The sequence below is a fragment of the Ornithinimicrobium avium genome (genome assembly GCF_003351765.1).
Taxonomy (GTDB): Bacteria; Actinomycetota; Actinomycetes; order Actinomycetales; family Dermatophilaceae; genus Ornithinicoccus; species Ornithinicoccus avius.
Map to the genome: position 1 here is coordinate 897,909 of NZ_CP031229.1, position 26,766 is coordinate 924,674.

The following is a 26,766-nucleotide window of genomic DNA, read 5'->3' on the forward strand; positions in this document are numbered from 1 at the left end:
CTCGTGCGCGACCCCGAGATCACGCTGCGCTTCCTCGCCGCCCCGACCGACGCCGGTCGGTCCGGCAGCGTGGGCGCGGGCCGGGTCCTGGAGTGGATCGACAAGGCGGGGTATGCCGCGGCCGCCCGGTGGAGCGGGGGCTACACGGTCACCGCCTACGTCGGCAACGTGCGTTTCCGTCGGCCGGTCGAGGTCGGCCACCTCGTCGAGGCGCGGGCCCGGGTCATCCTCACCGGGCGGTCGAGCATGCACATCACCGTGCAGGTCAGCTCCGGACCGCCGACGACGGGCGGGCTGGAGCCGGCGACGCAGTGCCTGATGATCTTCGTCGCGGTCGGCGAGGACGGGCGACCGACGCCCGTGCCGACGCTGGAGCCGCGCTCGATGGAGGAGCGGCTGCTCGCGGACTGGGCCGAGCGGCGCAAGGACCTGCGCGGGCAGGTGCAGGCGGCGATGGAGCAGCAGACCTACAGCGCGGTCGGCACCGCGCCGCGGGAGGTGCTGCGCTTCCTGGCGGCGCCGACCGACGTCAACTGGGGCGGAAAGGTGCACGGCGGGATCGTCATGCGCTGGATCGACGAGGCCGCGCACGTGCTGGTGACCCGGTGGACGCACAACCCGCTCAACGTGGCGGTCTTCACCGGCGGCGTCCGCTTCTACCAGCCGCTGCGCATCGGCGACCTGGTCGAGGTCGAGGCCCGGCTGCTGCACACCGGCCCGCACGCGGTGCACGTCGGCGTGCACGTGCGCTCCGGCGACCCGGCCACCGGCCGGCTGGAGCTGACGACGTTCTGCCGCACCGTGTTCGTGGTCCTCGACGAGGAGCGCCGAGCCGCGACCGTGCCGAGGTGGGAGCCCGTCAGCGAGGAGGACCGGGCCCTGGACGACCACGCCGTCGAGCTGGTCGCGATCCGGGAGCGGTTCGGCGAGTAGGGCTGTTCCCGTCCCGACAGAGGCGTCAGTCGCGACGCTGCATGTCCCAGGCGAGGCGGATCGCCTCGCAGATCGCACCGGCGTCGCCGTCGAGGTCGGCCTGCACCTTCATGTGCGCCTCCCAGCGGGGTGGGACCCCGAACGTCTCCGGGTATGCCGTGAGGAGCCTCTCGCGGTCGTCGAAGCCGACGCGCACGAGCACCGTGCCCGGCTCGTCCTCGCGCACGACCAGCCGGTCGCGGACGTACCAGGCGACCCGGCCGGGATGCCCCTTGCGCCTGCACCCGTCCAGCGACGTGGCGAAGGTATCGATCTCGTCCAGGAGCATGGTTCCAACGTAGACCCGGTTCGCTACGAGCCTTACGCTCCGTCCTGGGAGGAGAGCGACGTCGAGGTGAGGCTGGTTGGCTCCGGCTCCGCCTCGCCCCTGAGCTTGGGCGGTGACGCGGACCACGCCTTGAGTGTCTGCACGACGTCGCTGTAGAACGCGTCGAGCAGCTCCAGGAACGAGTCGATGAACGCCCCACGACCTCGGCCGCGCTTGAGGCCCATCGGCTGACTCATCTCGACGCGGAACCTGCGGATCTCCTTCGTCGGGTCCAGGATCAAGCTGTCCGGGTCCTCCCGCACCCGTTCGAGCAGCTCGGTGGCTCCCGCCCCGCGCGCGTTCGCGACGAACGCCTCGATCCGGACCGAGCCTGGAGCGTCCTTGAGCTGGCGCACCAGCCAGTTCACCCGGGTCCGGGCTCGCCCCTGCCTGGGCGCGTCGATGTCGAGGTGGCAGGTGACCTGGCTGGCCCGCAGGTCGGCGGTGACGTGGACGTTCCCGACGGCGTCGGGGATGCGGATCGCCCCGCTCAGGGTGCCTTCCTCGGTCAGGCTCGTCAGCGCGGACTGCGTCCTCAGCGTCGGATCCGCGAGCTCCCGGCGGCTGAGCGCGTGCATCACGTCGGTGCCGAGCCTGCGGCCGAGCCGCAGGCTTGCGTAGCGAAGGAGCGCGTCGAAGCGCGAGACCACCTCAGGGGCCGACTTGTCGGTGGCCCGCAGGGTGGAGGAGCGCACGGCCTGGCGCACCGCGACCCAGCCCCCACCCATGTCGTCCAGCTCCAGGGCACCCGACTTCGGGTGCTCGAGGTAGCGGATCAGCTCGCCGAGCACCCACGCCTGGTCTGGATCGGACACACCACGGTGCTCCTTCTGCATGACGGCGCCCGAGAGCAGATAGGTCCACGACCAGTGGTGGAGGGACACCTTGCGCAGCTTGCGCCTGTCGACCGTCGTGGGGTGCTGGCCGGCGACGGAGGGGATCTCGTTGCTGATCGTGATGAGCGCGTCGAACCCCTGCTCCTTGGCGATGTCGAGGTAGTTCTCGAGCTGGGCCGTGGCAAGTTCGTTTCTTCCGGTCTTTACCTCGACGAGGGCCACCCAGGTACGGCTCCCCCGGGAAACGCGGATCAGTCCGTCCGGGTAGCACCTTTTCTCTCCGAGATCGAAAGGCACCTCGATGTAGCACTCGATCCTGCCTGCAGGTGCGCCGAGCGGTTTGAGCATCGCCCTGCTGAACTCAGGCACGGCCCCCATGACCGCCAGCAGGGCAGACGTGGCGCGGCGCTCCTGCTCTTCTGCGCCGGAGATACCCGAGGTCGGGATCAATCGCGCGAGGTGCCAGGACTCTTCAGACATTTTCGGACCCCTTCGTCACGCACTGGCTTTCGGTCCGCCGAGCATAGTGCGAGAGTCCGACAGGGAAGGCGCCCACGCATTTTGTCTGCCCCCAGTGCTCGACCAGAAGCGTCGTTCTCGCCTTCACCGCCGGGTCGGCAGGGAGCGCCCGCCGCCCGGCCCCTCCTCACGGCCAGGTGTTCCCCCTCGTAGCGAGCCGGCGGCTCAGGGTGACCGGGCTGGCGCAGCGCTACCTCCCCGCGCTGACCCCGTCTCGGACAACACGACGGTCCTGCTCGTCGAGCGTTGGGGGTCTGCGAACGCAAAGTCGCGGATCGTCGACGCCCTGCAGCGTCGACGATCCGCGACATCCGTCTCCAGATCCCCCTGGCCACCTATCGGTCGGCGGCTCCGGGGCGCCTCCCGCTCTCCAGCCGGGCCCTCAGCTCAGTGCCCGGGGCCGCGTCGCGGCCCTCGTGGGAACCGGAAGATCCCGGGCTGGTCACCGTGGTCCGTGGTCGGCTGCGCGACGTCGGACCACGCACGGTCCCAGACCGGCGGCGGTGGTGGCCAGCTCGGGCAAGCCTGCCCTGACGTGGCGGCAGCTGTGACGATCGGCGTGCACAACGACCCGGACAAGGCCTCCAGGAGGGGGTTCTGGGCCGTTGTGCACGCCGAAAGTCACACCCCACGACGCCGGGCGCCCACCGGGCAGGCCGACCTGGCCAGCCCCTCGCCGTCCAACCCGGTGAGCCGCCTGACACCCAGCACTGACCTCATCTTCGAGTCAGCGCCCGATCGCGTTGGGGTGCCGGCTCAGCGCCTCCACCTGCGTGCTGATGAAGCCGAACATCGGCAGCCCGGAGACGCACTCGTGCATCTCCTCGTGGGACTCCACGTCGAAGAGGCAGTAGTTGGCGAAGTGCCCGGAGATCCCGACCGTAGACATCAACGTCGGTGCGTGACAAGAACAAGTTGGATCTGATTGATGCTCTGCACGCATCACCGGAGGTCAGCCGCGCAGCAGCCACGAACTTCGCTCAGCCGGGCCGGAGCGTCCACTCCGGCGGGGGGCAGTCGAAGTCCGCGTCGGCATCCCAGCTCACCGCTGCGCCCACGGAGATGGTGCTGCGTGCCGGGCAGTAGGTGATGCCCGGCAGGTTCCCGGCCGCGGCGGCGACGACGACACCGGCCTTGAGCGAGATGACGGCGCTGCACAGGGGACACGTGCCGGAGCAGCCGGGGGTCCGACGTCCGGCGGACACGTTGACCGTGCCTCCGTCGGGGAGCTCCAGTCCGGCGCGGACGATCCCCGCGGCCAGGAGCGACACGTCGGCCGTCCCGTCGTCGCGCACGGCCTTGACGCTGATGATCCGCACCCCCGGCGCCTGCGCTGCGAGGATCGCGGCGACCACGGTGCCGTGGCCGTGCCGGTCCTCCCGCCCCGTCCCTGTGAGGTCGATCATGGCGTCGACGCGACCCCGTAGCGACGGGTGGTCGGGCAGCACCCCTGTGTCCACGACCACCGCCGTGATGCCGCTCCCGTCCAGCCCGCCCGCACGGAGGGGTGCCACCGCGGGGACGAGCCACTGCCCCGCCGACGGGTGCAGCCTGGGCATCATCGGGGCGAGGCTGGACGTGAGCAGGCGCACGGGATCACCGGGGGCGAAGCCGTCCCCGTCCGGAGACAGGAGCTCTGACTGGTCCGTCACGAGCCCGTGGGGCTCTCGTCGGACTGGCCGGCCGAGGTCGAGGCCGGCTCAGCGTCGGACTTGCCTGACGTCAACGCGGACCCGGCGCCCACCCCGAGGAGGGTCCCGAGGATGGCCAGACCACCCTCGGCTGACACCACCTTGGCGAACATGAGGGCTGCGACGATCCCGAGCCCCAGGATGGTGATCACCAGGCCGCCCCACCCGCGGATCGCGAAGGGCAGGGCGACCGTCGGCCCCGGTGCGTCCTGCGCACCGGACTTCTCCTTGACCGTGAGGGTGATGGTCGCCGGCTTCTCGCCGTCGGCGGTGGCGGTCACGGTGAACGTCCCCGTCGTGGGCGCCCTGCTGCTGAACGTCGGGCCCGTCTCCTCGCGCGGAAATCCCTCTGCCGTGATCCAGATGACCTTGTTCGTCTTCTCGTCGTCGACGCCGGTCGCCTGGAAGGCGACGACCTGACCGGGCTCGACGGAGTCGTTCTCCGCATCCGAGATGATGCCGAACCCGGCGGCCTGCGCCCCCGCCAGTCCTTCGTCCCGGACGTGGTCGTCGGTCGCCGTGATCTGTCCACCACGTCGCACCCACATCTCCACGACCTTGATGAGCCGCTGGTGATAGGCATACATGAAGATCAGCGCCACCCCCACCGCCAGCGCGGACAGGCCCAGGCTGGCCCAGGCTAGTCCGATCAGGGGCGTCGTGGCGGCCACGGCGGCGCCGGAACCACCCGGCACCGGAGCCGTCGTGACGGCCGCGTCCTCGGCGAGGAACGGGGTGAGTGCGGACATGACTACCAGAACGCTCATGGCGACTCCTTGCGCAGCCAGGGCGGCCCCTTCCGGAGCCTTGTGGCACGAGCGTAGTGCCGGACCGGACGCCGGTGTCGGTTTCTTCCCAGGCCCCGGCCGGGGACACGACTTCTCGACCATGTTTCCGGCCCGGCACCGACGCGACGCAGGGCGACTGCGTGGGCGAGGGCCTCGTCGACATGATGGGCTGACCGCGGCTCGAGGAGGCGGTCAGCTGGCCAGCCGCTCCCGGGCCTCGGCCCGCAGGAAGCCGCCCTGCATGCCGACGTGGATGAAGCTGAGGCCGGCGTCGTGACCGAACGCCGTCGGGACGAAGGGTGTGCCCTCGCCCAGCTGCTCCACCAGGCCCAGGTCGCGGATCAGGTCCAGCGCCTCGAGGATCCCCTCGTCGCTGGCCGCCCTGTCCGGCGACGACGACCGGCTGCCGAGGTCGTTCCCGTCCGACTCCCACCACCACCGGACGAGCACCTCGGGCACCTCGTGACACAGGTATGGAAGAGCTCCCGTCCTCGTTCACCACGACGCCGTCCCCGATCTGGTCGGCGAGGGCCAGACACTGCTGTACGAAGAGGGACGCCCTGACACATGGCGCGCTCAGGGAGGGCGACGAGCGCTCGAACCAGGCCTGGTCGTCCTTGCTCGTCACGTCCAGGGGGCGCACGAAGGGCGTGCGGGGGCGGTCGGACTCCTCCCAGAAGCGTTCGGCGTTGCTGGCGGCGTTCCAGGTGGACAGCCTGTCCTCCGCCTCGTCCTGCGCAGCGACCTCGGGCGGCACGACCGTGTCGCCGGTCGGGACGTCGGGCAGCCAGACCAGCAGGGCGGCCTGCCGCAGCTGCACCCGCAGCGCCCTCAGATCGGGCGAGGAGCGGGCCATTCTCCCCGTCGCGCGCAGGAACCTCCAGAACGTCTCCAGGGTCGCCTCCACCGTGTGACGTGCGGGCAGCGGCTCCCCGCGAGACAGCCAGCGCCCGAGCAGCAGGTCGCTCAACGATCCCGACGGCCACGAACCGACAGGCGTCGCCGACGACGCTCCTCCGGCCGCCGCCTCGTCCTTCTGGGTCGGTCACGACCTGCCGCGAGCGGCCTGTTCAGGCATGTCAGCCGCACGCCCTATGCTCACCCGGGGCGCGGTCCTGCGCCCGTGGAGAGGAGAGGTGGTCCGGTGCCGGTCCCGGAGCTCGTCGTCCCATCCTGGGTGCTGACCCTGAGCCGCGCCGACCTCGAGGACCACTTCGGACGGACGACCCTGCAACGGGGCGTCACCTACCAGCGCCAGGGGGCGGTCCACGGCCTCACCATGGACCGCTTCGGTGCGCTGACCGCCACCGTCTACGGCGCCCGGCGCTACCAGACGTCCGTCTGGTGGGTGCCGGACGACGACGACCCCTTCGCCGACGAGATCGACAGCGACTGCTCCTGCCCCGTCGGCATGGAGTGCAAGCACGCGGCTGCAGTCCTCCTGCAGGCACAGGCGCAGGCGTGGCCGGGCCCCGCCGCCGCCCGCACGTCGGCCGTCATGCCGGTGCCGAGCTGGGAGGCGCTGCTGTCCCCCGTCGTCGCCGACCTGGCACCGGCTCCCGCGGACCCGTCCCTCGCACCCCTCGCGCTGCAGCTCGACCGGCAGCGCTCCTCGCCGGCGGCACCGGCACGGGGCCTGCGGCTGCGCCCGTTGCTGAAGGGCACCTCCGGGGCCTGGGTCAAGTCCGGGGCCTCCTGGTCCGACCTCCAGCACGGCTACTCCCGCGTCCACCCCGGCCACCGCACCGCACTCGCCGCCATCCTCCAGGCCTACCGCTACCGCGCGCAGATCTCGCAGTGGCAGACCGTCGGTGAGTGGATCGACAGCGACACCCTGGGGTCCGGGCTCTGGGCCCTGCTCGCGGACGTCGAGCGGGCCGGGGTGGCGCTGGTCACCGGCCACCAGGGCAGCGCACCGGTCACTCTCCTCGACTCCCCCGTCGAGCTCGCGCTGGACCTCACCCGCGACGATGCCGGCGACATCACGCTGGCCCCGGTCGTCGACCTTCCCGGGGCGAGCGAGGGGCCCGTGCTCCTGGGACGCCCGGGCCACGGGCTGCTCGCCAAGGACGGCACTGGTCTGCTCCTGGCACCGCTGAGCAGACCCCTCACTGCTTCGCTCACCGCGCTGATCGGGACTGCCGGAGCCCTGCGGGTTCCCGCCGCGGACACCGGTCGCTTCCTGGGCCGCTACTACCCGGCCCTGCGGCAGCACGCGCGGGTGACCTCCTCGGACGGCAGCGTGGAGCTGCCGGAGATCGCGCCCCCGCGGCTGGGACTGGTGGTCAGCTTCGAACCCGACCACCTCACCCGGCTGCACTGGACCTTCAGGTATGCCGTGCACGAGGAGGTCCTGGAGGTGCCGCTCCTTCGTGGTCTCGACGTCGAGGCCGACCGGTCGGTGGTGCGCGACGCGGCGGAGGAAGAGTCGCTGCTGGCCAGCCTGGACGTCCTCGACGGGGCCCCCGGCCTGCGCATCCCGGTGGCCGGCAGGTCCCGGCTCGGGGTGGTCCTGGACACGGAGCTGACGGGATGGGCGACCGTCCGCTTCGTCCAGAACGTCCTGCCGGCCCTGCAGGCGCGCGAGGACGTCGACGTCATCCTCGTGGGCGAGGCGCTGCCCTACGAGGAGATCGACGAGGCCCCGGTCGTCGCGGTCGCGACCAGGGACCTGGTCGACGAGCCCGGCGGGAAGGCCGAGGGTGTGCAGCACGGTGGTCCGGCGACGCAGGACTGGTTCGACCTGACGATCGAGGTGTCCGTGGGCGGCCGGCCGGTCCCGCTGCCGACGCTGCTGTCCGCGCTCGCCCTGGGGGACGAGGCCCTGCTCCTGCCGGACGGCACCTGGTTCGCCCTCGACGCGCCGGAGCTGCATACCCTGCGCGGACTGGTCGAGGAGGCGCGCGCGCTGCAGGACCACACCGGGCCCGGCCTGCGCATCAACCGCTTCCAGGCCGGCCTGTGGGAGGAGCTCGTCTCGCTCGGCGTCGTGGCCGAGCAGAGCCAGCGGTGGCAGCGGACGGTGGGCGCGCTGCTCGCCCTGGACCAGCTTCCCCTGCCCGAGCCCCCGGAGGGCCTGCTGGCGACCCTCCGCGACTACCAGCTCGACGGCTACCGGTGGCTGTCCTTTCTCTGGGAGCACGAGCTCGGTGGCATCCTCGCCGACGACATGGGCCTGGGCAAGACGGTGCAGGTCCTCGCCGCGGCCGAGCACGCACGCGCCGAGGGCCGGCTGTCGGTCGAGCGGCCGATGCTCGTGGTGGCGCCGACCAGTGTCATCGCGACCTGGGAGCAGGAGGCGGCCCGCTTCACCCCGCACCTGAAGGTCGCGGCGGTGACCGAGACCGCGCACCGTGCGGGCCGGGCGTTGGCGGAGACCGTCGCGGGCGCGCACGTGGTGGTGACGTCATACACCCTGCTCCGCATCGATGAGGAGCACTACGCGCGGCAGCCCTGGAGCGCGGTGATCCTCGACGAGGCGCAGGCGGTGAAGAACTTCCGCTCCCGGACCTACCAGGTGGTGCGCCGGCTGCGGGCGCCCGTCAAGGTCGCCGTCACCGGCACGCCGCTGGAGAACTCCCTGATGGACCTGTGGGCGCTGCTCTCGCTCGGCGCGCCCGGGCTCTTCCCCTCCCCCGATACCTTCGGCAAGCACTTCCGCCGGCCGATCGAGTCCGGGGCCGACCCCGAGCGGCTGGGCACGCTCCGCCGCCGCATCCGCCCCCTCATGCTGCGCCGCACCAAGGAGGCGGTGGCCCGCGACCTGCCGCCGAAGATCGAGCAGGTGGTGCGGGTGCCGCTCAACCCCTCGCACCGGCGGATCTACGACACGCACCTGCAGCGGGAGCGGCAGCGGATCCTCGGGCTGCTCGGCGACGTCGACCGCAACAGGATCGCGATCCTGGCTGCGCTGACCCGGCTGCGGCAGCTGAGCCTCGACGTGCACCTCGTCGTGCCCGACGCACCTGCGTCCGCCCGCCCCAGCAAGGTGGACGCGCTCCTGGAGCAGCTGGTCGAGGTGGTCGCCGAGGGGCACCGCTGCCTGGTGTTCAGCCAGTTCACCGGCTTCCTCAAGGTGGTGCGCGAGCGCCTGGACGCAGAGAGGGTCGACCACGTCTACCTCGACGGGCGCACCCGGGACCGGCCCCGGCGGATCGCGCAGTTCACCGAGGGCGACGCGCCGGTCTTCCTCATCAGCCTCAAGGCAGGCGGGTCCGGGCTGACCCTGACCGAGGCCGACTACGTCTTCGTCCTCGACCCGTGGTGGAACCCGGCCGTGGAGGCCCAGGCGGTGGACCGGACCCACCGGATCGGCCAGGACAAGACGGTGATGGTCTACCGCCTGGTGGCCCAGGACACCATCGAGGAGAAGGTGGTCGCCCTGCAGGAGCACAAACGCGAGCTCTTCGCCAAGGTCGTGGACGAGGGTGGCCTGATGGCCGCCCCACTCGGTGCCGACGACATCCGCGCCCTGCTCGAGGGGTAGGACGCCGGACGGCCCAGGTCGACGACGCCGACGGTGACGGCCGCCGCGCCAGCCTCCTGCGCTACCGCGAGGACCAGGCGATCCGTGGCACCGCGACATACCCGCGACACACCGCCGCTAGTTTTGTCGCCGTGCCCAGCGCCGGGCACCACGACTGGAAGGGCGAGCAGACATGGCAATGTTCTCTCGGCGAGAACCGACGACAGCACCGCCACGTCCGAGGGCCACACCCCCGGCCAAACCGGAACGGCGTCAGCTGGTGAACAAGGGCTGGGAGGAGGGTGATCCTCGATACACCGGACACCTGCTCCTGAGCCAGGTCGGTCTGGCGTATGTGTGGTGGTGGGAGAGGCCCATCGAGGACCTCTGGGACACGTTGGTGGGCCGAGCTCCCACCCTGGCTGCGATCCAGCCAGCGGGCAGACCTGGGTTCTCCCGGTTCCAGCACGACGGCGGAATCTTCGCTTTCGGCGTCGATGGCCGCGAGGGTAGCGCCATCGTGGTGGCGGTCCTGCCGGACGCCGACAGCGACTATGTCTTCAAGCACGTGGTGCTGCCGCTCGACGAGATCGCCGAGCGCGGAGTCTCCAGGCACCTCGTCAGCCAGGGCGAGGTCGAGGTCCCCCAGCCGACGTGATCGAGGCAGGCAACATCGTGCAGCTCACCGATCTTGCACGCCGCGGGAGCGCGGAGCCGACGACCTACACCGTGCTGCCCCCGTGGCTGCGACGAGACCTTGACTCTTGGAAGCAGGCGTCCCACGACATCTACCGGCGTGACTTCACCGACGCCGACGGGGACGAGGTGTCCGTGCTGTGCTGGCTGCACGAGGGACGGCCCGCCCTCATCTACCCCTTCCTCGACGTCCCCAGCGGAGATCTCAGTCCTCTTCAGCCGATCCAGGAGCACATTGACGGTGAGATCGTGTGGATAGAGCCGAAGGCAACTGCCCGCCGTGTGCTTCCCCATGGAGCCGATCCGGGGACGGAAGCCCAGGTGCTGGTGGACGGAGTGGCCCGGGGACTCAAGTCTGTGCCTGAGCACCTCCGCCGGACGGAGACGCAGGACGGAGACGTTCAGCCCACGCGGGCTCTGGACTCGTGGGGCGAGGTCATGACGTTCATCCGGGCGCACTACAAGGTCGCCCACGAGTACACCGACGACGACACTGACCCGTCGGGAGCCACCGGGTGCAGGATGAACTTCGACGTCGGCGACGGGCGTTCGCAGGTCGTCTTCGCGTCGCGGGTGGACCTCGCCGGCGAGCCATGGGTGCGCATCTGGTCGCCCTTTGCCCGTCTCCACGCAGTCGACCTGCTCGCCGTGCTCCAGAGAGCCAGCCGGACGGTGTGCGGTGACGTGCGACTCGTCGACGACGTGGTGACGTTCAACCACACGGCCCCCGTCCGGAATCTGGACACCGGAGCCCTCACGGATCTGGTTGACCTCATCGTCGGCACCGGAGATCGCCTCGAGCGCGAGCTCGGCACCGGCGACGCGTTCTAGGGAACGACTCCATCAGACAGGGGAGGGGGTGAGATCAGTGTTCAAGGTAGACGCGAAGAAGACCCCGTCGGGCGACTACAACGTTGCCACGACGTGCGCGAAGGGCCACACCGGCTACAAGAAGTACGGCGGTTCTGACTACAAGTGCCCCTACTGCGGCCTCAGCATGCCGTGACTGGCCGGCCGACCGCCCGGAGACTTCGGGCGGTCGGCCAGCTGCTCTGGCCCTGCGCTGCCACGTCAACGCCAGGGCGACACCCAGATCGTGGCGTTCATGCCCAGGTCAAGACGCTCGAGCTGGTCCAGGGGGATGGTGACAGGTGCCTCGACCAGTTCACCGTTGACCCGGGTCCCGTTGGTGGAGCCCAGGTCGAGGACCGTGACCGAGCCTCCGTGCAGCTGGACGCGGGCGTGACGTCGGGACACCCCAGTCCGGTCCTCGAGAGCTGCGTTGACCCGCCGGTCGCTGACGTCCCGTCCGAGGTCGAGGGGGACCCCGTCCGAGACGTCCAGGGTCGACCCGCCGGGCAGGGTCAGTCGCAGCCCGGTCGCGGCGGCAGTCACTGCAGGTCCCGCGCCGGTCCGCACCGCACCCGAGCGGGGCTCACCGTCCTGCGGACAGAACGGATCGTCCGGCCCCAGCTCGGCGCCGCAGGCGGGGCAGCGCCAACCCTCCTCCTCGGCCCGGTGGGGCGTCGGCACCGGGGCGGCGTCAGACACGCCGATGTCGACGAATCTTGGTCCGGCCGACAACGAGCCCTGGCACCCCTGGCACAGGGTCGTCCCGGTAGAGTTGACGAAGCCGCACCGCGTGCATTCCACCGCGCTCATGCCTGCCAGCTCGCTCTCTCCATCTCCACGCCCCTGCCGGCCAGCACCTCCCGGAACCGCTCCAGGTCACCAGGTCGCGGGATACCGGCAAGGACCAGGTCGGTCCGGTCCAACATGACCTGCAGGTGGGGGCCAGGCTCGGCCCCGCCCCATCTGCGCCTGGCCAGGTCGGTCTGGAGCACGAGGCGTTGGTTCGCCGATCCGACCAGCGGCCCTCCGTAGCCGGCTCGCGCGTCGTAGCGTCCTGCCACCAGGGCGTCCACCTCGGTGAGGAGGTCACGGCCGAGCCTGCGCGCCACACCGAGCGGGTAGCCGGTGAAGAGGAGGACGTCGACCTCCCGGTCAACCTGCTCGCGGAGCCCGCGCACCACCTCGGCCACCGCGCCCGCCTGCTGCACGGGCTCACCGCCGGTCAGCGTCAGCCCGAACAGTGAGGAGTCCGAGCGGTATGCGGAGGCCAGCCGCTCGACGAGGTCCGGCAGCCGGATGCCCCGGCCACCCTGCGGATTCCACGTGTCCGCGGACGCGCAACCCTCGCACGCCAGCGTGCAGCCCTGGACCCACAGTCCTACCCGACGGCCCGGACCCAGGCTGGTCACCGGTGCCAGCATCCTGGACACCTGAAGCATCTGCACGGGCTCCGTCATACCCGGTCCCCGCGTCATGACCACTCCACCTCGACATGTCCCTCGCCGTCGACGACCTGGAAGCTCGTCACCCGGGCCCTGTCCCCGCGCTGGTGGATCAGCTGCCGAGCGAGCGGATTGACGAAGAGGCTCTCCACCTTCAACCCCACTCCTCGGCCGCCCGTGCTTCGGTCCGAGGCGCAGGCCGCCACCAGGTCTCGGCGAGCAGCGGTGGCTACCGTCAGGGTGATCCCGGACGCGGAGGCGACGCGCTCCAGCACGTTGGAGACGAAACGGGCGCCCAGCTGCCCGGCCACCTCCTCGCTGAGGTAGTCGAAGACCACGATGTTGTCGCCGATCCGGCCGAGCAGCTCGGGCCTGTTGAACTTGTGCGGATGCGTGAACTGGTCGCGGATGACCGCCTTCATCACCTCGCCGTGGTCGGCGGTGGGGTCGTTGACCATGATCTGCTCGGCTTCCGCGATGCCGAGGTTGGAGGTGAAGACGATGACCGTCTCGCTGAAGTGCACCGTAGCGCCACTGCCGTCGGTGAGCCTGCCGTCGCTGAGGATCTGCAGGAACTTGTCGAGAATGCGCGGGTGCGCCTTCTCGATCTCGTCGAAGAGGACCACCGAGAAGGGACGCTGCCGGACCGCGTTCGTCAGCTCGCCACCCGATCCGTGCCCGACGTAGCCGGGCGGGGAGCCGATGAGCCGCGCCTCGGTGTGCTCGGCCGAGAACTCGCTCATGTCGAAGCGGATGTAAGCGTCGGCGTCGCCGAAGATCAGTGCGGTCATCTGCTTGGCCAGCTCGGTCTTGCCGACACCCGTCGGCCCGGCGAAGAACAGGATCCCGCGCGGCCCACCGCCGCCCTTCCCCAGCTGGGCCGACGTCAGGCCGAGCGTGGTGCGCACCAGGATGTCGCTGACGTGCCGGACGGCCCGTTCCTGACCGAGCACTCGCTCCCCCAGTGCCTGCTCCGCGCGGCCGATGGCCTGCCTCAGGGAGGTCTTCTCCCACTTGTTCTCCGTCAGCCCCACCCGGTAGGCCCGCACCGAGTCCTCGACCTTCTCTGCCACGGTGCCGCTCTCACGGGCCAGCTGCACGGTCTGGATCATGCCGCGCACCGTCATTCCCTCGGTGACGTCACGGAAGCGCATGACCAGCCCGTCGTAGGACTCCTGCTCCGTCGGCGGGTCGGGCAGGTGGCGGACGAGGACCCGTGCTGCGGCCTCGCGGGTCGTGAGGTCCGGCGTGGACAGCGGCACCTGCCGGATCCCCTCGCTCCCGCCGACCATCCAGGCCGGGAGGTCGGCCGGACGGTCCACCAGCCAGAACCTCGCGTTCGGCAGCAACCCCTGCCGTGCCCCCTCCGGCTGACGGAAGGCAGGTGCCGCGTGCACCTCGGCCAGGGACGCGACCATCAGCCGCTGCACGTCGTCCGGGTACGGCTCGCCGTCCACACGCAGCTGAGATAGGTAGTCCAGGACGATGCCGCCCCGCCACTGCGCGTTCCTGGCGACCCGCTGGACCACCTCGACCAGCGCATCCGCGCTGACCGGCCCGCCGATCCGTGCGGTGGCGCCGGACAGCACCTCCAGCGCCGCCCGTCGGGACGTCTCGACGACGACGGGGTCGGAGTCGGCGACGAGCTGCAGGCCGGCTACCGGGTCGTGCCGGAGCAGGTAGCTGTAACCGCTGCGCCGCAGCGACCACCAGAGGGCTGCGAGGGTCTCCATGAAGTGCGGTGGCGACGTCGGATCGACCGCGGGTATGAGGTGCTGGTCCCGCAAGTTTCCGTGGACGACGTACTGCCCCGTGACGGGCAGCGTCGCGTCCATGTCGACCAGCCAGTGCGGACTGCCGTCGGGGAGGCGTGCCGTCGAGGTCACGGGAGCCTCCGCTCACGTGTCGCCCGACGGCTGGGGCGCGCCCGGCCGTCGCTCACGCGCTTGAGCGCGACCTCGCCCGGCTCGGCGTGCGAGTAGAGCTCGGCCTGCACTCCGCGTTCCGCCCACAGCCGCCCCAGGGCGAGCAGGTCCTGGCAGGTAATCTCCTCCGCCTCGACATCTCGTTGACGGGTGGTCTCCCCCAGCGCCACCACCCGGGTCAGCACCCTCGGCGCCTGGGCGGCGAAAGAGATCTCGACCGCGTGGTCCGGAAGGTCGGGGCGACGGACGACCGCCGCCCCCGAGCCTGCCAGGTCGACCATCCCCTCGCCCACCTCGTAGCCGAGCTCGCGCAGGGCCTCCTCGGTCTGACGGACGATGAACCGGCGGTCCTGCTCCGCGGTCAGCTGGGCCCTGACCTGACGCTCGAGCTCCTCGACCGCCGCTAGCTCCTCCTTCGCCGTGCAGCGCTCCGCCCGGTCACGGATGTCCTGACCGAGGGGACCCTCCAGGTCGGCGGCCCGCACGACGAGGAGGCCCGCCTGCCGGGCCACGCGCTCGCGCTCTCGTTGCGCACGGGCGGCTGCCTCACAGCGGGTCTGCACGGACATGAGGGCCACGTCCGCGTGGACGGCCTGCCCCGCGTCCAGGAGCGACCTGACCGCGGCTACGGCACCGGTCAGCTCCTCCTGGGCGCCGTCGTCGAGGTGCGCGATCCGGTCGAGACAGCGGACCAGGCTCTCCCGGACCTCACCCGCGTCCACGGTGCGCGGTGCTGCCCGTGACGGTGCCGCCGCCATCGTCGGCACCACGTCGGTGATCTCACCGAGCTGGTCGAAGGTGGCTGCGAGCTGACGCCGCACCAGCGCTGCCTTGGTGCTTCTCTCGGCGTCCAGGAGGACCTGGACCTCGTCTGCCAGCTCCTGCTCCATCAGCTCGAGCCGTTCGAGGGACGCGCTGGTCAGGTCCGGGTCTCGACCCGGTGCCGCCTCACCGCCGAGCGCGACGAGCCTCCTGACTGCATCGGCCCGGCGGGCCAGCGAGGCACCGCACCTGACCCGCGCTGCAGCCTCGTCCCGGGCACGGCGGACCTCGGCCGCCAGCCGCAGGCTGTATCCCTTCGGCCCGCTCATCTCTTCTCCTCGTCCACCGGCAGGTCGTCGAACGCGATCAGCGCGACGGTGACGTTGTCCTGGGCCCCGACCTCGAGGGCTGCGGCGACCAGGCGTTGGGCCGTGGACGTCAGTCCGTAGGGCTCCGCGCCGTTCAGGATGTCCCGGAGGCGCTCCTCGGGGAGAGCGTCGCTCAGCCCGTCCGAGCACAGCAGGAGGACGGTCGCGTCGTCGGCGCCCACCGCGCAGTGGTGGACGTCGAGCTGCCCGGACGTCAGCGGGCCCAGCGTCTGGGTGACGACGTTGCTCCCGACCGCCGCTCGGTCGTCCACGGAGAGCTGTGTGAGGTAGGAGCCGCGCCAGTAACGGTAGACGCGCACGTCTCCGACGTTCGTCACCGCGTAGGTGCCCGGCGCGACCACCACCGACGCAGCCGTCGTCCCCATGCGGGCGAGGCGGGGGTGCCCGGCGGCGAGAGACGTGACCGCGCCACGCGCCCGGTCGAACGCCTCCGCGAACGCCGGGGCCTCGTCCATCGACATGATCATCAGCTCGCGGAGCTCGCTGCTCAGGGTCGACGCCGCCACGAGCGCGGCCACCGCCCCTCCCTCGTAGCCGCCGAGCCCGTCCAGCACGCACAGGTTCCACAGGTCGTACTCCCCGAGCCGCACCACACCCTGACGGACCGTCCGGTCCCCCTGCCAGACCCAGCCGTCCAGGGCGACCGCGTCCTGGTTCTCGGACCGGACCGGACCTCGTTCCGAGCACACGGCATACCTCACGATCACCGCTCCCACCACCCCAGGCGCCGGCCGAGTACGGCCCACACGATCAGGAAGACCACGAGTCCGGAGACCAGGAACCCGCTGAGCCGTGGATCGCCGAAGGTCACCGTCACGAGGCCGAGCGTCCCGGCCAGGAGCCACAGCGTCATCGGTCCCATCACCGCGCCCAGTCCTACAGCCCCGAGGAGGGCCACGACGAAGTAGCCCCCGAAGCGTCGAGGCTCGAGCCCGAGCAGGTCCGCACCGACAGGGCTGCCGAAGAAGGTGAACACCTCGACGAGGCCGAAGAAGGCCAGCCCTCGGCCCTTGCCGAACGTGAAGAACCGGTGCGAGCGACCCAGGAACACCTGCCCGAGGCCCATGCCCAGCACGAAGCACAGAATGACGGTGCTCACGAAGAAGAGTCGCCAGACCACGGCGCCCTCCAGCCCCGGACCGAGGACGAACGCCGCGGCGCCGGCCAGCCCCGCCAGGACGCCGACCACGCTGAGGAGGGTCCGCACTCTGGAGTACCCCAAGGTCATCCCTCCGACCAGGCCGATCGCCGCACCGTCGCGGCCACCGAGCTCCTGTCCTACGAGGAGGGTCAGCTGCGCGGTGGCGAGCAGCCCCAGGGTCATGTCGGCGGTCCGACTGTCCGGTAGACCCAAACTGCCGATCCGGCCGCTTCCGCCGACTGTCCCGATCCGCTTCGCACGGCCGAGGATGATCGCGTAGACGGCCACGAGGAAGGACCCCGCGACCAGGGTCTCGAGCACCCCGCTCATGCCGGCGGGGCCTTGGCGACGGCGATCAGGGCCTTCACCGACCACACCACGGTCAGGACGGCACCGACGAGCAGCACAGCGCCGGCCATGGGCTGCAGGATCGCGAGAATGACGGCGAGCAGCACCAGGGCGATCACGACGAGGAGGGGACGCACGACGCGGACCGCCAGCGGGTAGCGTCCGACGACGGCTCTCAGGGCTCCGGTCGCCAGCAGCACTCCCGCCGCGCCCCAGGGCAGGGCGTTGTCCGGTCGCGCCTCGGCGAGAGGGCTCAACCAGTCCCTGACGGCGGCCACGATCTCCAGGTACCAGCGGGGAAAGTCGCGGTCGAAGGTCCGGAACGCGCCAGGGTCGATCTGCTGGGTGACGGCGATCATGACGCACGCCCACAGGACGACCTGCATCCGGCCGGTGCAGCGCAGCGCCTCCTGGAGGTGGCTGCTGCGTCCCACGTCGGACTCGCTGCTGAACCCCGGACCGAGGGTGCTGGCCCAGGCCAGGACACCGACCACCGCAAGGGCGAGGAAGACGACCTGCCACGTCGACGGACTCGGGAGCCAGGCCGCACGTCCCATGAGCTGGTCGAGAAACCGGCTCCAGAGCCACGCGACCGCCACCCCGGTGAGCAGGAGCTCCAGGCGGGGGTGCCTGCGGGAGCGAAGGACGTGCAGCAGACCTCCGAGCACGACGAAGGCGAGGATCCACGGAGCCACCGCCTGCGCCGCCGCCCGAAAGTCGGCGCGGCGCCACTCGACCGCAAGGGCGAAGATCGCGGGCAGAGCCCCGACGAACAGCCAGTGAGCGGCGCCCTCCCGAAAGTTCGACGCGGCGCTGTCGCGGATCTGACGGTTCCGCACCTGTCGCACGCCTCGCCTGCGTTCGAGGACCTCGGTCTGGTCGGCCTTCCGCCTGGCCTTCTCCACCTTCTGCTCCACCGGCAACTGGTTCGCCGTGATGAGCCGGAGGCCGAAGTTGGAGTCTCCCTTGTCCTGTGCCACCTTCTCCGTCAGGGTCCGGAAGGCGTCGCTGACCTCCCCGATCCGGGAGAGGGCCTTGCGCGCGTCCTTCTCGGCCCTCTCCCTCTCGTCAGGAGCCAGGGCGACCTTCAGCAGCAGGCCCTCGACCGCGGGATCGTCCGCGCCGATCATCCGCCGCTGGTCCGGAGACAGAGCGGCGATCCGGAGCCACCAGCGCTGCAGGCTGTCGTCAGCGAGCGAGATCGCCCGGCCGTCGTCGACCTGCTGGGCCCACGCGGTCAGGGCTCGTTCCTGGCGCAGCTGCCGGATCCACCTGCCGGCGGCCTCGTCGCCTCCGAGCGCCTCTCGCGCCGTCTTGGTCAGCTCCTTCCCACCGAGCGACCGGTCGCCGAAGGTCGGCGTCGTGGTGGGGTCGAGCAGGGCCTGCAGGCCCACGGCGACGGCGCCCGGCGCCTGCTGGCCGCCCAGGATGGGCCCCGCCTCCTCTGCCAGCCCGTGCTGGCCCAGCCAGGTGCGCAGCAGGTCGAGGTTGCGCGGGTCGGCGAGGAACTGTGCCGCGTCCTCGCTGGCCTCCTGGAAGGACCGCGCCAGATCCTGTGGGGCGTGGTGCTCCTGGCGGAAGGCGAACGGCGCCACCCGCGTCCGCGGCCCGCGCACCCGGGTGTGCACGGCGGGCGACTCCCCCGCGAGCCAGCGGCCGACCTCGGAGCTGCCCCACCGCCCCTTGGCGTCGGCGGTCAGCAGGCCCCGGAGCAGCAGGTCCCACCGCTCGTCACCGGTCGGCTCGATCTCGTAGAGGTCCTGTCCCAGGCTGGCCTTGATCTCCTTGTCCGTGCGCATCCCCGTGCCGTCGGGCACGCTGAACGGGTGCCGGCCGTGCAGTCCCTCGTAGAGAATCATCCCCAGCGACCACCAGTCCGTCGCCTTGGTCGTCATCCCGGCCGCGCCCTCGGGGGACATGTAGGCCCAGGTCCCGGCGGTCGAGCCGAGCACCCGGGAGGCAGCCTGCTCGCGCGCGAGGCCGAAGTCGGCGAGCACGAGGTCGAGCGGCTCCTCGGAGCGGACGAGGATGTTCGCCGGCGTCAGGTCACGGTGGATGACGTCGTGCCCTTGCGTGAACTCGATGGCGCCGACCAGCTCCTCGAGCACCGCCCGGACCATGTCCCGGGGAAGGGGCCCGTCCATGCGCTGATACAGGTCCTTCATGCTCCCGAGGGAGAAATACTCCTGGACCTCCCATGTCTCACCCTCCCACTGCCGGAACTCGAGGATCGGGGCGATGTGCTCCCGCCCCTCCTCGGTCTTGGAGAGCTCGATGAGCGTCTCGACGGCGTCGACGTCGAAGGACTCGACGAGGCCGCGGTAGAGCTTGACGACGACGTCCCCGCCGTCGCTCCACCGCCGGCACAGTAGGACGTCCGCCTGGGCGCCGCTCGTGCTCAGGTCCCGCACGTATTCGAACTCTTCGAGGATCGGCCGTGGCGGCGCCAAGCGCCGCCGGACCCCCGGGACGCCCTCCGGTCCTGCCCCTTCGTACACGGTGCCTGGGACGGCTCCCCGGGCGCCGGCGCCGTGACCGTCGGAAACCGGCGACCCGTCCCGCTCGTAGGTCGTGCGCGGCGCGTCCCGGTCGGCCCCTTCGTAGGTCGTTCCGGGGACCTTGCTGTCCGCCACCTTCACGCCTCCTTACCCACGTCGTCGGGCTGCTCGGGTCTGACCTCGGCCGAGGCAGCCTCAGACATCCCGCCTCCACCGCCGGCGTCGTGACGCTAGACGCCTTGTGTCGCGCTTGTGTCGCGCGACCTGCCTCAGGCCGCGCGTCCCACCTCCGGCGGGTCCCACAGCAGGACTGCGGTGGCGTCGTCCACCTCGAAGGCCTCCAGGACCGCCTCCTTGAGGAGGGCCGGGAGCCGCACCTTGCCGCTGAGGGCACGGCTGACGGCGTCCTTCAGCCTGCGCGGCAGCTGTTCGTCGTTCTCGCTGGCCTCGCCGGCGTCGTAGAGCCACTGAGCCAGGACGCGGGCGACGGCGGCCTGGTGGATCTGGCTCCCGTCGCCCTGGCGACGGATCCGGCGCTGCCAGATGCGACGTCGGCGCGGGTCGTCCCACAGGATGGCGCGCAGGACCGCCGCCTCCCGGGCTGCCCTGCCGTGGCACTGGGGGTCGATGACGAACTGTGGTGCGGACACGATGTCCTCCCGTTGCGAGGTGACCTTGACACCGGGCTACAGACGGACGGGAGAGCTCCGGACGCTCAGCGCGCGACGCGGACGGCCACTATCTGTCCATCGCCGTCCGCACGGCGGGGCAGGAGCCCGGTGAGGGTCCCGCCCCAGGGCATGCGCGGGACGGGCCTGGGGCCGGTGAGGACGGCGGGCTGCCTCTCGTGCTCGACCCGCCACCGCGGCCTTTTCGCGGGCACACCCAGGGCGTCCATCAACATCCACAGCGGGGCGCTGGCACCGGCCCCCTCGGCGCGCACCGGGAGTCCCTGCATTCGGAGGATCTCCAGCGCCTCCGACAGGACGGCCGGGTCCCGCACCTGCTCGGCAGCCCTCAGGACGACCTCGGCGGCCCCGGCGAGCAGCTCGTCGGTCTGTGCGCGTTCGCCGACGCTGGGCAACGTGGCACGGAAGCCGACGAAGCAGTCGTGGGCCAGCAGCCCGGCGGCCAGGGCTGCCCAGGGGTCCGGCTCCAGCCGCGACATGCCGTACATCATGTGGGTGAGGCCGGACAGCAGCCCGTCCGTTCCGACGCTGCCCCTGACCGAGTCGAAGATCTGGTCGGCCAACCGGGTGCGGCCCAGGAGATGGAGCATGCTGGCGTAGGTGAGGTCGAGCTGCCGGCGAATCGGGTGCTGGGACAGCGGGCCGCGCGAACAGATCACCTGCCGCCCCGCGGCGGCGTGGGCGGCTGCCCCGACGGGATCGGTGCGGTGCACGGCGACCTGCGCCGCCGCCAGGAGCGCGGCAGCCGCCCGGTGCAGGTAGTCACCGTCGACCAGGCTCCTCGCCAGATCCACCAGGTCCTGCTCCAGCTCCCGCGACGCCTCCCCCCGGCCCAGAGCCGCGAAGGCCGCCACGATCCGCTCGTTGGCGGCCGGCTCCGGATCGGGACCGAGGTCCTGGGAGGCCTGCTCGCGCAGCCCTGAGCGCGGATCGCTGGCCATCGGCGCGAGGCCGGCGAGGGCGTTGCGCAGCATCTCGTGGTGCTGCGGCTCGTCGGACCTGCTGACGGGTTCGACAGCTTCCCTGAGCGCCTGCTGGTATGCGGTCTCGTCCCCCTTCATGAGCTGCAGGAAGAGCTCGTGGAGGACATGCTCGGCCTTCATGACCGGGTGGTGCTCCACGACCTCGAGGTCGAGGTAGGACCTGACGTCCTCGGCCTCCTCGACCTGTCCGAGCAGCAGGAGGTTCCGCACGAGGACGAGCAGCAGCCCGTCGTAGTCGACCGAGTCCGGCAGCCACTGACCGTGCGAGAGGATCCAGTCCAGCAGGTCGGTCAGGACCTCGGTCTCGCCGCTGTCGGCGAGCTCGTGCAGCTCCGCCAGGGCCTCGAGCATCAGCTGGCTGCCCTCCTCGTCGGTGAGGTCCTCGTCGTCGGGATCTGGCTCCGCGAGCGGCTCGTCGCTCATCCGACCTCGCCCACGTCCGGAAGGACCGTGGTCGTCGTCGCCGCCCACGTCAGCGGCGCGTGCAGCGCATAACCGGAGGACCGCCAGCGGTGCAGCTCGGTCAGCTGCCAGTCCCGAAGGGCTCCCACGGGGTCCGTCGAGGCGTGGGCGGCGTGGACCGCCCGGACCAGCCGGGTGAAGTTCGGCTCGTGCTCCGAGAGGTCTGCGGGGAGCACCCACCGGGTGGCGGTGACCAGCTGTGCCCCGGCGCGCAGGGCGGCGAGCGGCAGGCCGACGTCCTCGGACGCCCGACCGTCCCCGCTCCCGCAGCCGATGAGCGCGACCCGCTCCGGGGCGGGCCAGGTGTCCGGCCGGTCCAGCCAGTCGTAGGCCGGCAGCAGATCGGCAGCCTGGCCGTCGGAGAGCACCAGAGCCACGTTGCCCGGATCCTTGGGCCAGCCGGGCCGCACGTGCCCGGCATACAGGAACCTCGCCCAGGGGCGCTCGCGAAGGACCGCGCCGAGCTCGGCGCTGCCCAGCCCATCCCTCCCCGACAGGTGCAGGTCGGCCCCCTGGCCGAGGTCACGGAGCTCCGGCGGGAGGCCCGCCGGATACAGGGGCGCGAGCGTCGGGTCCTCGTCGGTCAGCGGCCCCGGATCGAGGACCACAACCCCGTCCGGTTCGCCGGGCGCCGGCGGGGGCCGGTGGGCCGCGGGCGCCCGCCCGACGGCGGCGAGAGGGTGGGCCTCGGTCAGGATCCTGCACCGCTCGAGCAGCCGGGTGTCGGACGCGTCCACGACCAGGGCGTCCCACGGCACGGCTGCGCACCAGCCCCGGGTGGCGACCGTCAGGGTGTGCACAGCGTCCCCGTCCGCCGAGAGACCCTCCCGCAACGCGCGAGGGAGCAGGGCGGCGCCCAGCTCGCGCGCCACGGCCAGCTCGGCCCGGGGGTCGGCCAGCGGTCCATCCCAGACCGCGTCGTCGTGGGGGACCAGCCCCTCCAGCAGGGACCGCCACTTCTCCGGATGCTCGTGCCGTCCGGCCCACACCCGGTGCTCGGCCGGCGCGCCCGGCCCCCCGGCGCCGTCGCGCTCGCAGATGAGGGACCAGCTGAGGCTCCGCAGGGCCGGCTCGATCACGAGCCGCCAGCCGACCCGCGCGGCACTGGGCGCCCGCAGCACGGTCACGACGACCGCCCGTCCTGGAGCGCGTACCTCTCGGCGAGTCCGAGGGCGGCCGGTCGGCCGAGGTCCTCCCCCGACGTCCATGCCTGGATGGTGGCAGCACCGGTGTCGTCGCCCGCGGCCCGCCACAGAGCGACCGCCTGGCGGGCTGCCGAGCGCACCTGGGTCCGGAGCGGCTCGCTCGGGACGTCCTGGCGGGCGCGGGTCGCGCCCGCCTCGGCGTCGGCGGCCATCCTCCCGCCGCCGACGCAGCGCGCGCCCCACCTCCTGGCGCGGGCACGCAGGGCTGCTCCGCCGGTGCGCGGAGGGACCGGCAGCCCGGGCACCGCCACGTCGAGGAAGACGTCCTGCGGTCCAGCCCGGTCGATCCGTGCGAGCACGTCCGCGGTCAGCCCCGCGGCACCCGCCCAGGCACCGGCCTCGCGGACCGCCTTCAGCTCAGCCACAGCCAGCGGCAGCGGCCAGTCGGGCACGTAGAGCTGGGCGTGGAGCCTGACGTCCCTCGTGGGCGGTGCCCATGACGCCGCGGCCGGAGAGGGCAGGGGATCACCCGCGGCGGTCGCCACGACGTGGAGCATGCCGCCGTCTGACTCCCCCTCGACCGACCAGTGCACGGCGGACTCCGCGCGGCTGATCGTCCGGACCGGCACGCGGTCCCAGTCTGCCGTCGACCGCCCTGCGAGCGCCAGCGTCTGCGGGACAGAGGCCGCAACAGCGCCTGGACGGCCGAGGTCTGCGACCCAGCCGGGCACGGACGTCCGTGGTGCGGCGTCGCCGTCGGCAGCAGCGGCGAGCACCGCCTCGACGTGGTCGACGGCAGCCCGCAGCTCACCGGCAGCGGGCCACCCGCCAGGCTCGTCGTCCGGGTCGAGCAGCTCCTGGCAGCGCGCGTGCGCGACGAGGACGTCGAGCCTGAGCAGGCCGGGGTCGAGCGGGTAGGGCTGCCACCGCTCGACCCACCTGGCCGTGCCCAGGGACGCGACGTCCTGCAGGCCCGGTCCGGCATCACGGATGTCGACCGTCCCCTCGGAGCGGCCTCGCACGAGGTCAACCGCCTCCGGACCCCACAGCTCGTCGAGCACCTCGCCGGCACGCTCCCCGTCGACCACGACCAGTGCGGGCGGGCGCCACGGCGAGGCGGGGTCCACGTACGCGACGCACCCGGGCAGGACGACCTGTTCAAGGCCGACGACGTCCGAGCACTCACCGAGCTGGACCTGGTGGTCCCGGTACCGGACCGGGACGGCTGCGTCGTGCCACGTCCCCGTCACGGCGCCTCCTCCGAAGGCTCATCCTGCTTGGCCGCGGTCCGCCACTGTCCCGCGCGCACGATGAGGTCCGCCAGCTCCTGCCTGTTCAAGAACTCGTGCTCCCCCGCGGTGCCGCGCTCGGCGAGGAGGACGTCGTAGTGGCTCATGACCTCTTCGGCAGTGGGTACGTCCCCGCGGGTGGACGAGGTCGCGGCGAGCAGCTGCAGGGTCGCCTGCGTGCGCTGCAGAGAGGGCGCGGGCGGGAGGCCGCGCTCGCCCCGGAGCAGCGCCGACAGCTCGGTCCCCACGCCCTTCGTCAGCGCGGTGCCGACCAGACCGTCCACCGCGCAGGTCCCTGCCGGATCAGCCAGCTCGCGCTCCCTGCCCAGCAGCGTCTGCCAGGCCCGCCGCACCAGCAGTGGCCCCACGAGGTGGAGGTAGCAGGACGGGTCGCCCCAACGGTCCAGGAGCTGCCTGGCCGGGACGGAACGCCACCACGAGGCCTGCAGCTCCAGGAAGCGCTCGGTGAGCGCTTCCTGTGCCGGCCCGTCCGTCGTGGGCAGTGGCCGGCACTCCTCGTCCCAGTCCACGAACCGCAGGCGGACCCGCGGCCCGTGCGACGATGCGGGCCCGTCGACATGGCTGGCGAGGGTCCGCAGCAGCCCCCGGTGCCCCTCGTGCTCGAGGCCGTAGGTCTCGCACGCGACATCGACGGCGAGGGCCACCGGGTCGGGTCGAGCATGTCCCCTGCGGTCCTGGGGGCAGTCGTGCCGCTGCCCGTTCCCGGACCTCCGCCGCGCGCGGGGGTCGAAGAACAGGGCGTAGCGCGAGTAGACGCTGCGGTCACTGCCCTGGACCCAGGTCCGGGGGCCGCGCGCCGGCGCCGTGAGCAGCGGGGGGCGTTCGTCGTGGCCGAGCCCGATCTGGGACGGCGGCCACTCGGTCAGGTGCCGGGCACCGGCGGCGAGCCAGGCGGCGCGGAAGCGTGGACCCGCCGCCGTGGCGAAGGTCTCCGGGTCCCATGCCTGGCCCCGGGCACGCGACTCGAGCACCCTCGCCGTCAGACGTGCCACCAGCTGCTGCTCCTCCTCGGCGAGGGGCAGTCGCTGCTCCGTCCTGAGGCTGGCGGCGCAGGCGGTCGCCACGAACACGCTGAGCTCGGAGTCGCGGACGCTGTCGTCGACGGCATCGCGTACCGCCGACATGACGCGTCGGGCCATCCCGTCCGCCTCGACCATGAGGTCGGTGATGGTCGGCGTCAGCGCGACGAGGACACTCTCCGCGGACCCCGTAGCACGAGCGCCGAGCGCGACGCACCCGACGTGGTCGACCAGGTGGGAGAGCTTCATACCGGTCCCCCGGGCGCCCAGGTGGGGTGCCCGCTCGAGCGCCGCACGGCGCAGGATCGTGCGCGCACACGCGGAGCCTCGCGACATGGACCGATCCTGACCCCCGTATGTCGCGGGTGTGTCGCACCCGTGTCGCACCGGACGGTTCGGGAGTGCCGCCCGTGAGGACGGCACCCCCGAGGGTGGACACGAACAGGCTCAGTTCGTGATGATCGACCAGAACAGACCGAACCACATCATGGCTGCCTCCTCTACGGCTGCCCCGGTGCGCGACCGGCTGCCCTGCAGACCGATTCCGATCCGCCCGCGGCCCGCGACGGGAGGCGGTGGACAGAAGGTGTCCAGGTCCCGCTCAGGGCCGGCCCGCGACAACCCGAGGGGCCCTAACGTCCTGCTCATGGGTCAGGTCGGGGACGAGGAGTGGTCGGACAGCGTCATGGACGCCGCCTGGCGGGTCAGCGCCAGCTCCCGCAGAGGCCGGCACAGAGGTGCCAGTCAGGCGGGCTGCCCGGCGAGCAGCCCCCCGGGCGTGGAGGGTCGGCGGCCGCTGACCGAGTGTGCCCGTACGGGATGCACCGACGTCTTCCACGACCTGGCTGCCGGCGTGGTCGGGCGGCTGCGCCTGGCCCGGGTGGAGACGAGCCCCGGATGGCTGGTGACGGTGGCGAGGAACGAGCTCGTGGACCAGCACCGGGCGGCCCGTGCCCGTCGCGGCCTGCCGGCACGCCCGACGCGCAGCGACGGCGACGTCAGCACGGTGGAGGACGCCCTCCGCGCGCTGGCCACGGGAGCGCGCGAGCGACGCTGGCTCCTGGCCCTGTTCCGGATGATGCGCGCCCACGCCGCCCGGGTCGACCGCTTGTCCTCGGGCTGGCCGATCGAGTCCTGGGCCGGGGAGAAGTCCGGGCTCCTGGGCGGGGTGTCGGTGCATCCCGCGGACGTGACCGCCGACGTCCGTCGGGTGCTCGACGTCGCGGCTGGGAGCGTCGGTGCCGCCTGGGTGCACCGGCGCCTCCTTCTCCCGCTCACGACCATCCGGGCGGACGGAGTCGACGCCGAGACCGTCCTGTCCGGCACGAGCGTCGAGGATCTGGCGGTGCTGGCGCTGGTGGCGCGGTCCTTCCGCAGCGACCGCGCGGCGGGGCGCTCGGTGCAGCAGGCCTGGCGAGAGGCGCTCCGGTCGGTCGGGGCTCCGCCAGGAACCACTCCGCAAGCCTGGGCGGTCGAGCTGCTCGAGCGCTGGGGGGCCGCCTAGCG

Annotated in this window: 23 protein-coding genes; 5 read left to right on the plus strand and 18 right to left on the minus strand. The window is 72.0% G+C overall.

Annotated elements, in window-relative coordinates; all coding sequences use genetic code 11:
• Nucleotides 1-3: 3 nt before the first annotated feature.
• Entirely contained in the window at nt 4-933 is a 930-nt protein-coding gene (locus DV701_RS04225) for an acyl-CoA thioesterase (RefSeq protein ID WP_114927204.1), read from the plus strand.
• 25 nt (nt 934-958) lie between these two features.
• Here DV701_RS04225 and DV701_RS04230 read toward each other — a convergent pair whose 3' ends face one another.
• The 6 genes from DV701_RS04230 to DV701_RS04255 all read right to left on the minus strand — a co-directional run bounded on the left by DV701_RS04230 (nt 959) and on the right by DV701_RS04255 (nt 5,584).
• Complete coding sequence (locus DV701_RS04230) at nt 959-1,261, minus strand: hypothetical protein (RefSeq protein ID WP_114927205.1); 303 nt, start codon at nt 1,259-1,261, stop codon at nt 959-961.
• A gap of 32 nt (nt 1,262-1,293) precedes the next feature.
• Nucleotides 1,294-2,616, minus strand: a complete 1,323-nt coding sequence (locus DV701_RS04235; RefSeq protein WP_228255212.1) for a hypothetical protein — start codon at nt 2,614-2,616, stop codon at nt 1,294-1,296.
• A 766-nt stretch (nt 2,617-3,382) separates the two neighbouring features.
• A complete protein-coding gene (locus DV701_RS04240; RefSeq protein WP_162802784.1) occupies nt 3,383-3,544 on the minus strand; it encodes a muconolactone Delta-isomerase family protein in 162 nt (53 codons plus the stop codon).
• Nucleotides 3,545-3,635: 91 nt separating this feature from the next.
• A complete protein-coding gene (locus tag DV701_RS04245; protein WP_114927207.1) occupies nt 3,636-4,307 on the minus strand; it encodes a S8 family serine peptidase in 672 nt (223 codons plus the stop codon).
• Nucleotides 4,304-5,113: a hypothetical protein gene (locus tag DV701_RS04250; RefSeq protein WP_162802785.1), complete on the minus strand. Its 810-nt coding sequence runs from the start codon at nt 5,111-5,113 to the stop codon at nt 4,304-4,306. Before DV701_RS04250 ends, DV701_RS04245 begins: the two co-directional genes overlap by 4 nt.
• 213 nt (nt 5,114-5,326) lie before the next feature.
• On the minus strand, nt 5,327-5,584 hold the full coding sequence (locus DV701_RS04255) for a hypothetical protein (protein WP_162802786.1): 258 nt from the start codon (nt 5,582-5,584) through the stop codon (nt 5,327-5,329).
• A 694-nt stretch (nt 5,585-6,278) separates the two neighbouring features.
• Here DV701_RS04255 and DV701_RS04265 point away from each other — a divergent pair.
• The 3 genes from DV701_RS04265 to DV701_RS04275 all read left to right on the plus strand — a co-directional run bounded on the left by DV701_RS04265 (nt 6,279) and on the right by DV701_RS04275 (nt 11,126).
• On the plus strand, nt 6,279-9,620 hold the full coding sequence (locus DV701_RS04265; protein WP_114927211.1) for a DEAD/DEAH box helicase: 3,342 nt from the start codon (nt 6,279-6,281) through the stop codon (nt 9,618-9,620).
• A 259-nt stretch (nt 9,621-9,879) separates the two neighbouring features.
• Nucleotides 9,880-10,257, plus strand: a complete 378-nt coding sequence (locus DV701_RS04270; protein WP_114927212.1) for a hypothetical protein — start codon at nt 9,880-9,882, stop codon at nt 10,255-10,257.
• Complete coding sequence (locus DV701_RS04275) at nt 10,254-11,126, plus strand: hypothetical protein (RefSeq protein ID WP_114927213.1); 873 nt, start codon at nt 10,254-10,256, stop codon at nt 11,124-11,126. Before DV701_RS04270 ends, DV701_RS04275 begins: the two co-directional genes overlap by 4 nt.
• 240 nt (nt 11,127-11,366) lie before the next feature.
• Here the strand turns inward: DV701_RS04275 and DV701_RS18405 are convergent, their stop codons facing one another.
• The 12 genes from DV701_RS18405 to DV701_RS04330 form a co-directional block, all read right to left on the minus strand.
• Complete coding sequence (locus DV701_RS18405) at nt 11,367-11,957, minus strand: FHA domain-containing protein (protein ID WP_202863628.1); 591 nt, start codon at nt 11,955-11,957, stop codon at nt 11,367-11,369.
• Entirely contained in the window at nt 11,954-12,586 is a 633-nt protein-coding gene (locus DV701_RS04285; RefSeq protein ID WP_228255317.1) for a 4Fe-4S single cluster domain-containing protein, read from the minus strand. The genes DV701_RS18405 and DV701_RS04285 overlap by 4 nt, the downstream gene beginning before the upstream one ends.
• A gap of 32 nt (nt 12,587-12,618) precedes the next feature.
• On the minus strand, nt 12,619-14,475 hold the full coding sequence (locus DV701_RS04290) for an AAA family ATPase (protein WP_114927215.1): 1,857 nt from the start codon (nt 14,473-14,475) through the stop codon (nt 12,619-12,621).
• Nucleotides 14,472-15,605, minus strand: a complete 1,134-nt coding sequence (locus tag DV701_RS04295; protein ID WP_114927216.1) for a hypothetical protein — start codon at nt 15,603-15,605, stop codon at nt 14,472-14,474. The genes DV701_RS04290 and DV701_RS04295 overlap by 4 nt, the downstream gene beginning before the upstream one ends.
• Nucleotides 15,602-16,366 (minus strand): PP2C family protein-serine/threonine phosphatase, encoded by a 765-nt coding sequence (locus DV701_RS04300; protein WP_228255213.1) that lies wholly within the window; start codon nt 16,364-16,366, stop codon nt 15,602-15,604. Before DV701_RS04300 ends, DV701_RS04295 begins: the two co-directional genes overlap by 4 nt.
• Before the next feature lie 2 nt (nt 16,367-16,368).
• A complete protein-coding gene (locus DV701_RS18115) occupies nt 16,369-17,136 on the minus strand; it encodes a hypothetical protein (RefSeq protein ID WP_162802789.1) in 768 nt (255 codons plus the stop codon).
• The gene (locus DV701_RS04305) at nt 17,133-19,787 is read right to left on the minus strand and encodes a serine/threonine-protein kinase (RefSeq protein ID WP_162802790.1); all 2,655 of its coding nucleotides are present in this window, start codon (nt 19,785-19,787) and stop codon (nt 17,133-17,135) included. Before DV701_RS04305 ends, DV701_RS18115 begins: the two co-directional genes overlap by 4 nt.
• 134 nt (nt 19,788-19,921) lie before the next feature.
• On the minus strand, nt 19,922-20,302 hold the full coding sequence (locus tag DV701_RS04310) for a hypothetical protein (RefSeq protein WP_114927219.1): 381 nt from the start codon (nt 20,300-20,302) through the stop codon (nt 19,922-19,924).
• A gap of 65 nt (nt 20,303-20,367) precedes the next feature.
• Complete coding sequence (locus tag DV701_RS04315; RefSeq protein WP_114927220.1) at nt 20,368-21,747, minus strand: hypothetical protein; 1,380 nt, start codon at nt 21,745-21,747, stop codon at nt 20,368-20,370.
• Complete coding sequence (locus DV701_RS04320) at nt 21,744-22,913, minus strand: CHAT domain-containing protein (protein WP_162802791.1); 1,170 nt, start codon at nt 22,911-22,913, stop codon at nt 21,744-21,746. Before DV701_RS04320 ends, DV701_RS04315 begins: the two co-directional genes overlap by 4 nt.
• A complete protein-coding gene (locus DV701_RS04325; protein WP_114927222.1) occupies nt 22,910-24,181 on the minus strand; it encodes a hypothetical protein in 1,272 nt (423 codons plus the stop codon). Before DV701_RS04325 ends, DV701_RS04320 begins: the two co-directional genes overlap by 4 nt.
• Entirely contained in the window at nt 24,178-25,596 is a 1,419-nt protein-coding gene (locus DV701_RS04330) for a hypothetical protein (protein ID WP_114927223.1), read from the minus strand. Before DV701_RS04330 ends, DV701_RS04325 begins: the two co-directional genes overlap by 4 nt.
• A gap of 310 nt (nt 25,597-25,906) precedes the next feature.
• Here DV701_RS04330 and DV701_RS04340 point away from each other — a divergent pair, with 310 nt between their 5' ends.
• Entirely contained in the window at nt 25,907-26,764 is an 858-nt protein-coding gene (locus DV701_RS04340; protein WP_114927225.1) for a sigma-70 family RNA polymerase sigma factor, read from the plus strand.
• Nucleotides 26,765-26,766: the final 2 nt, after the last annotated feature.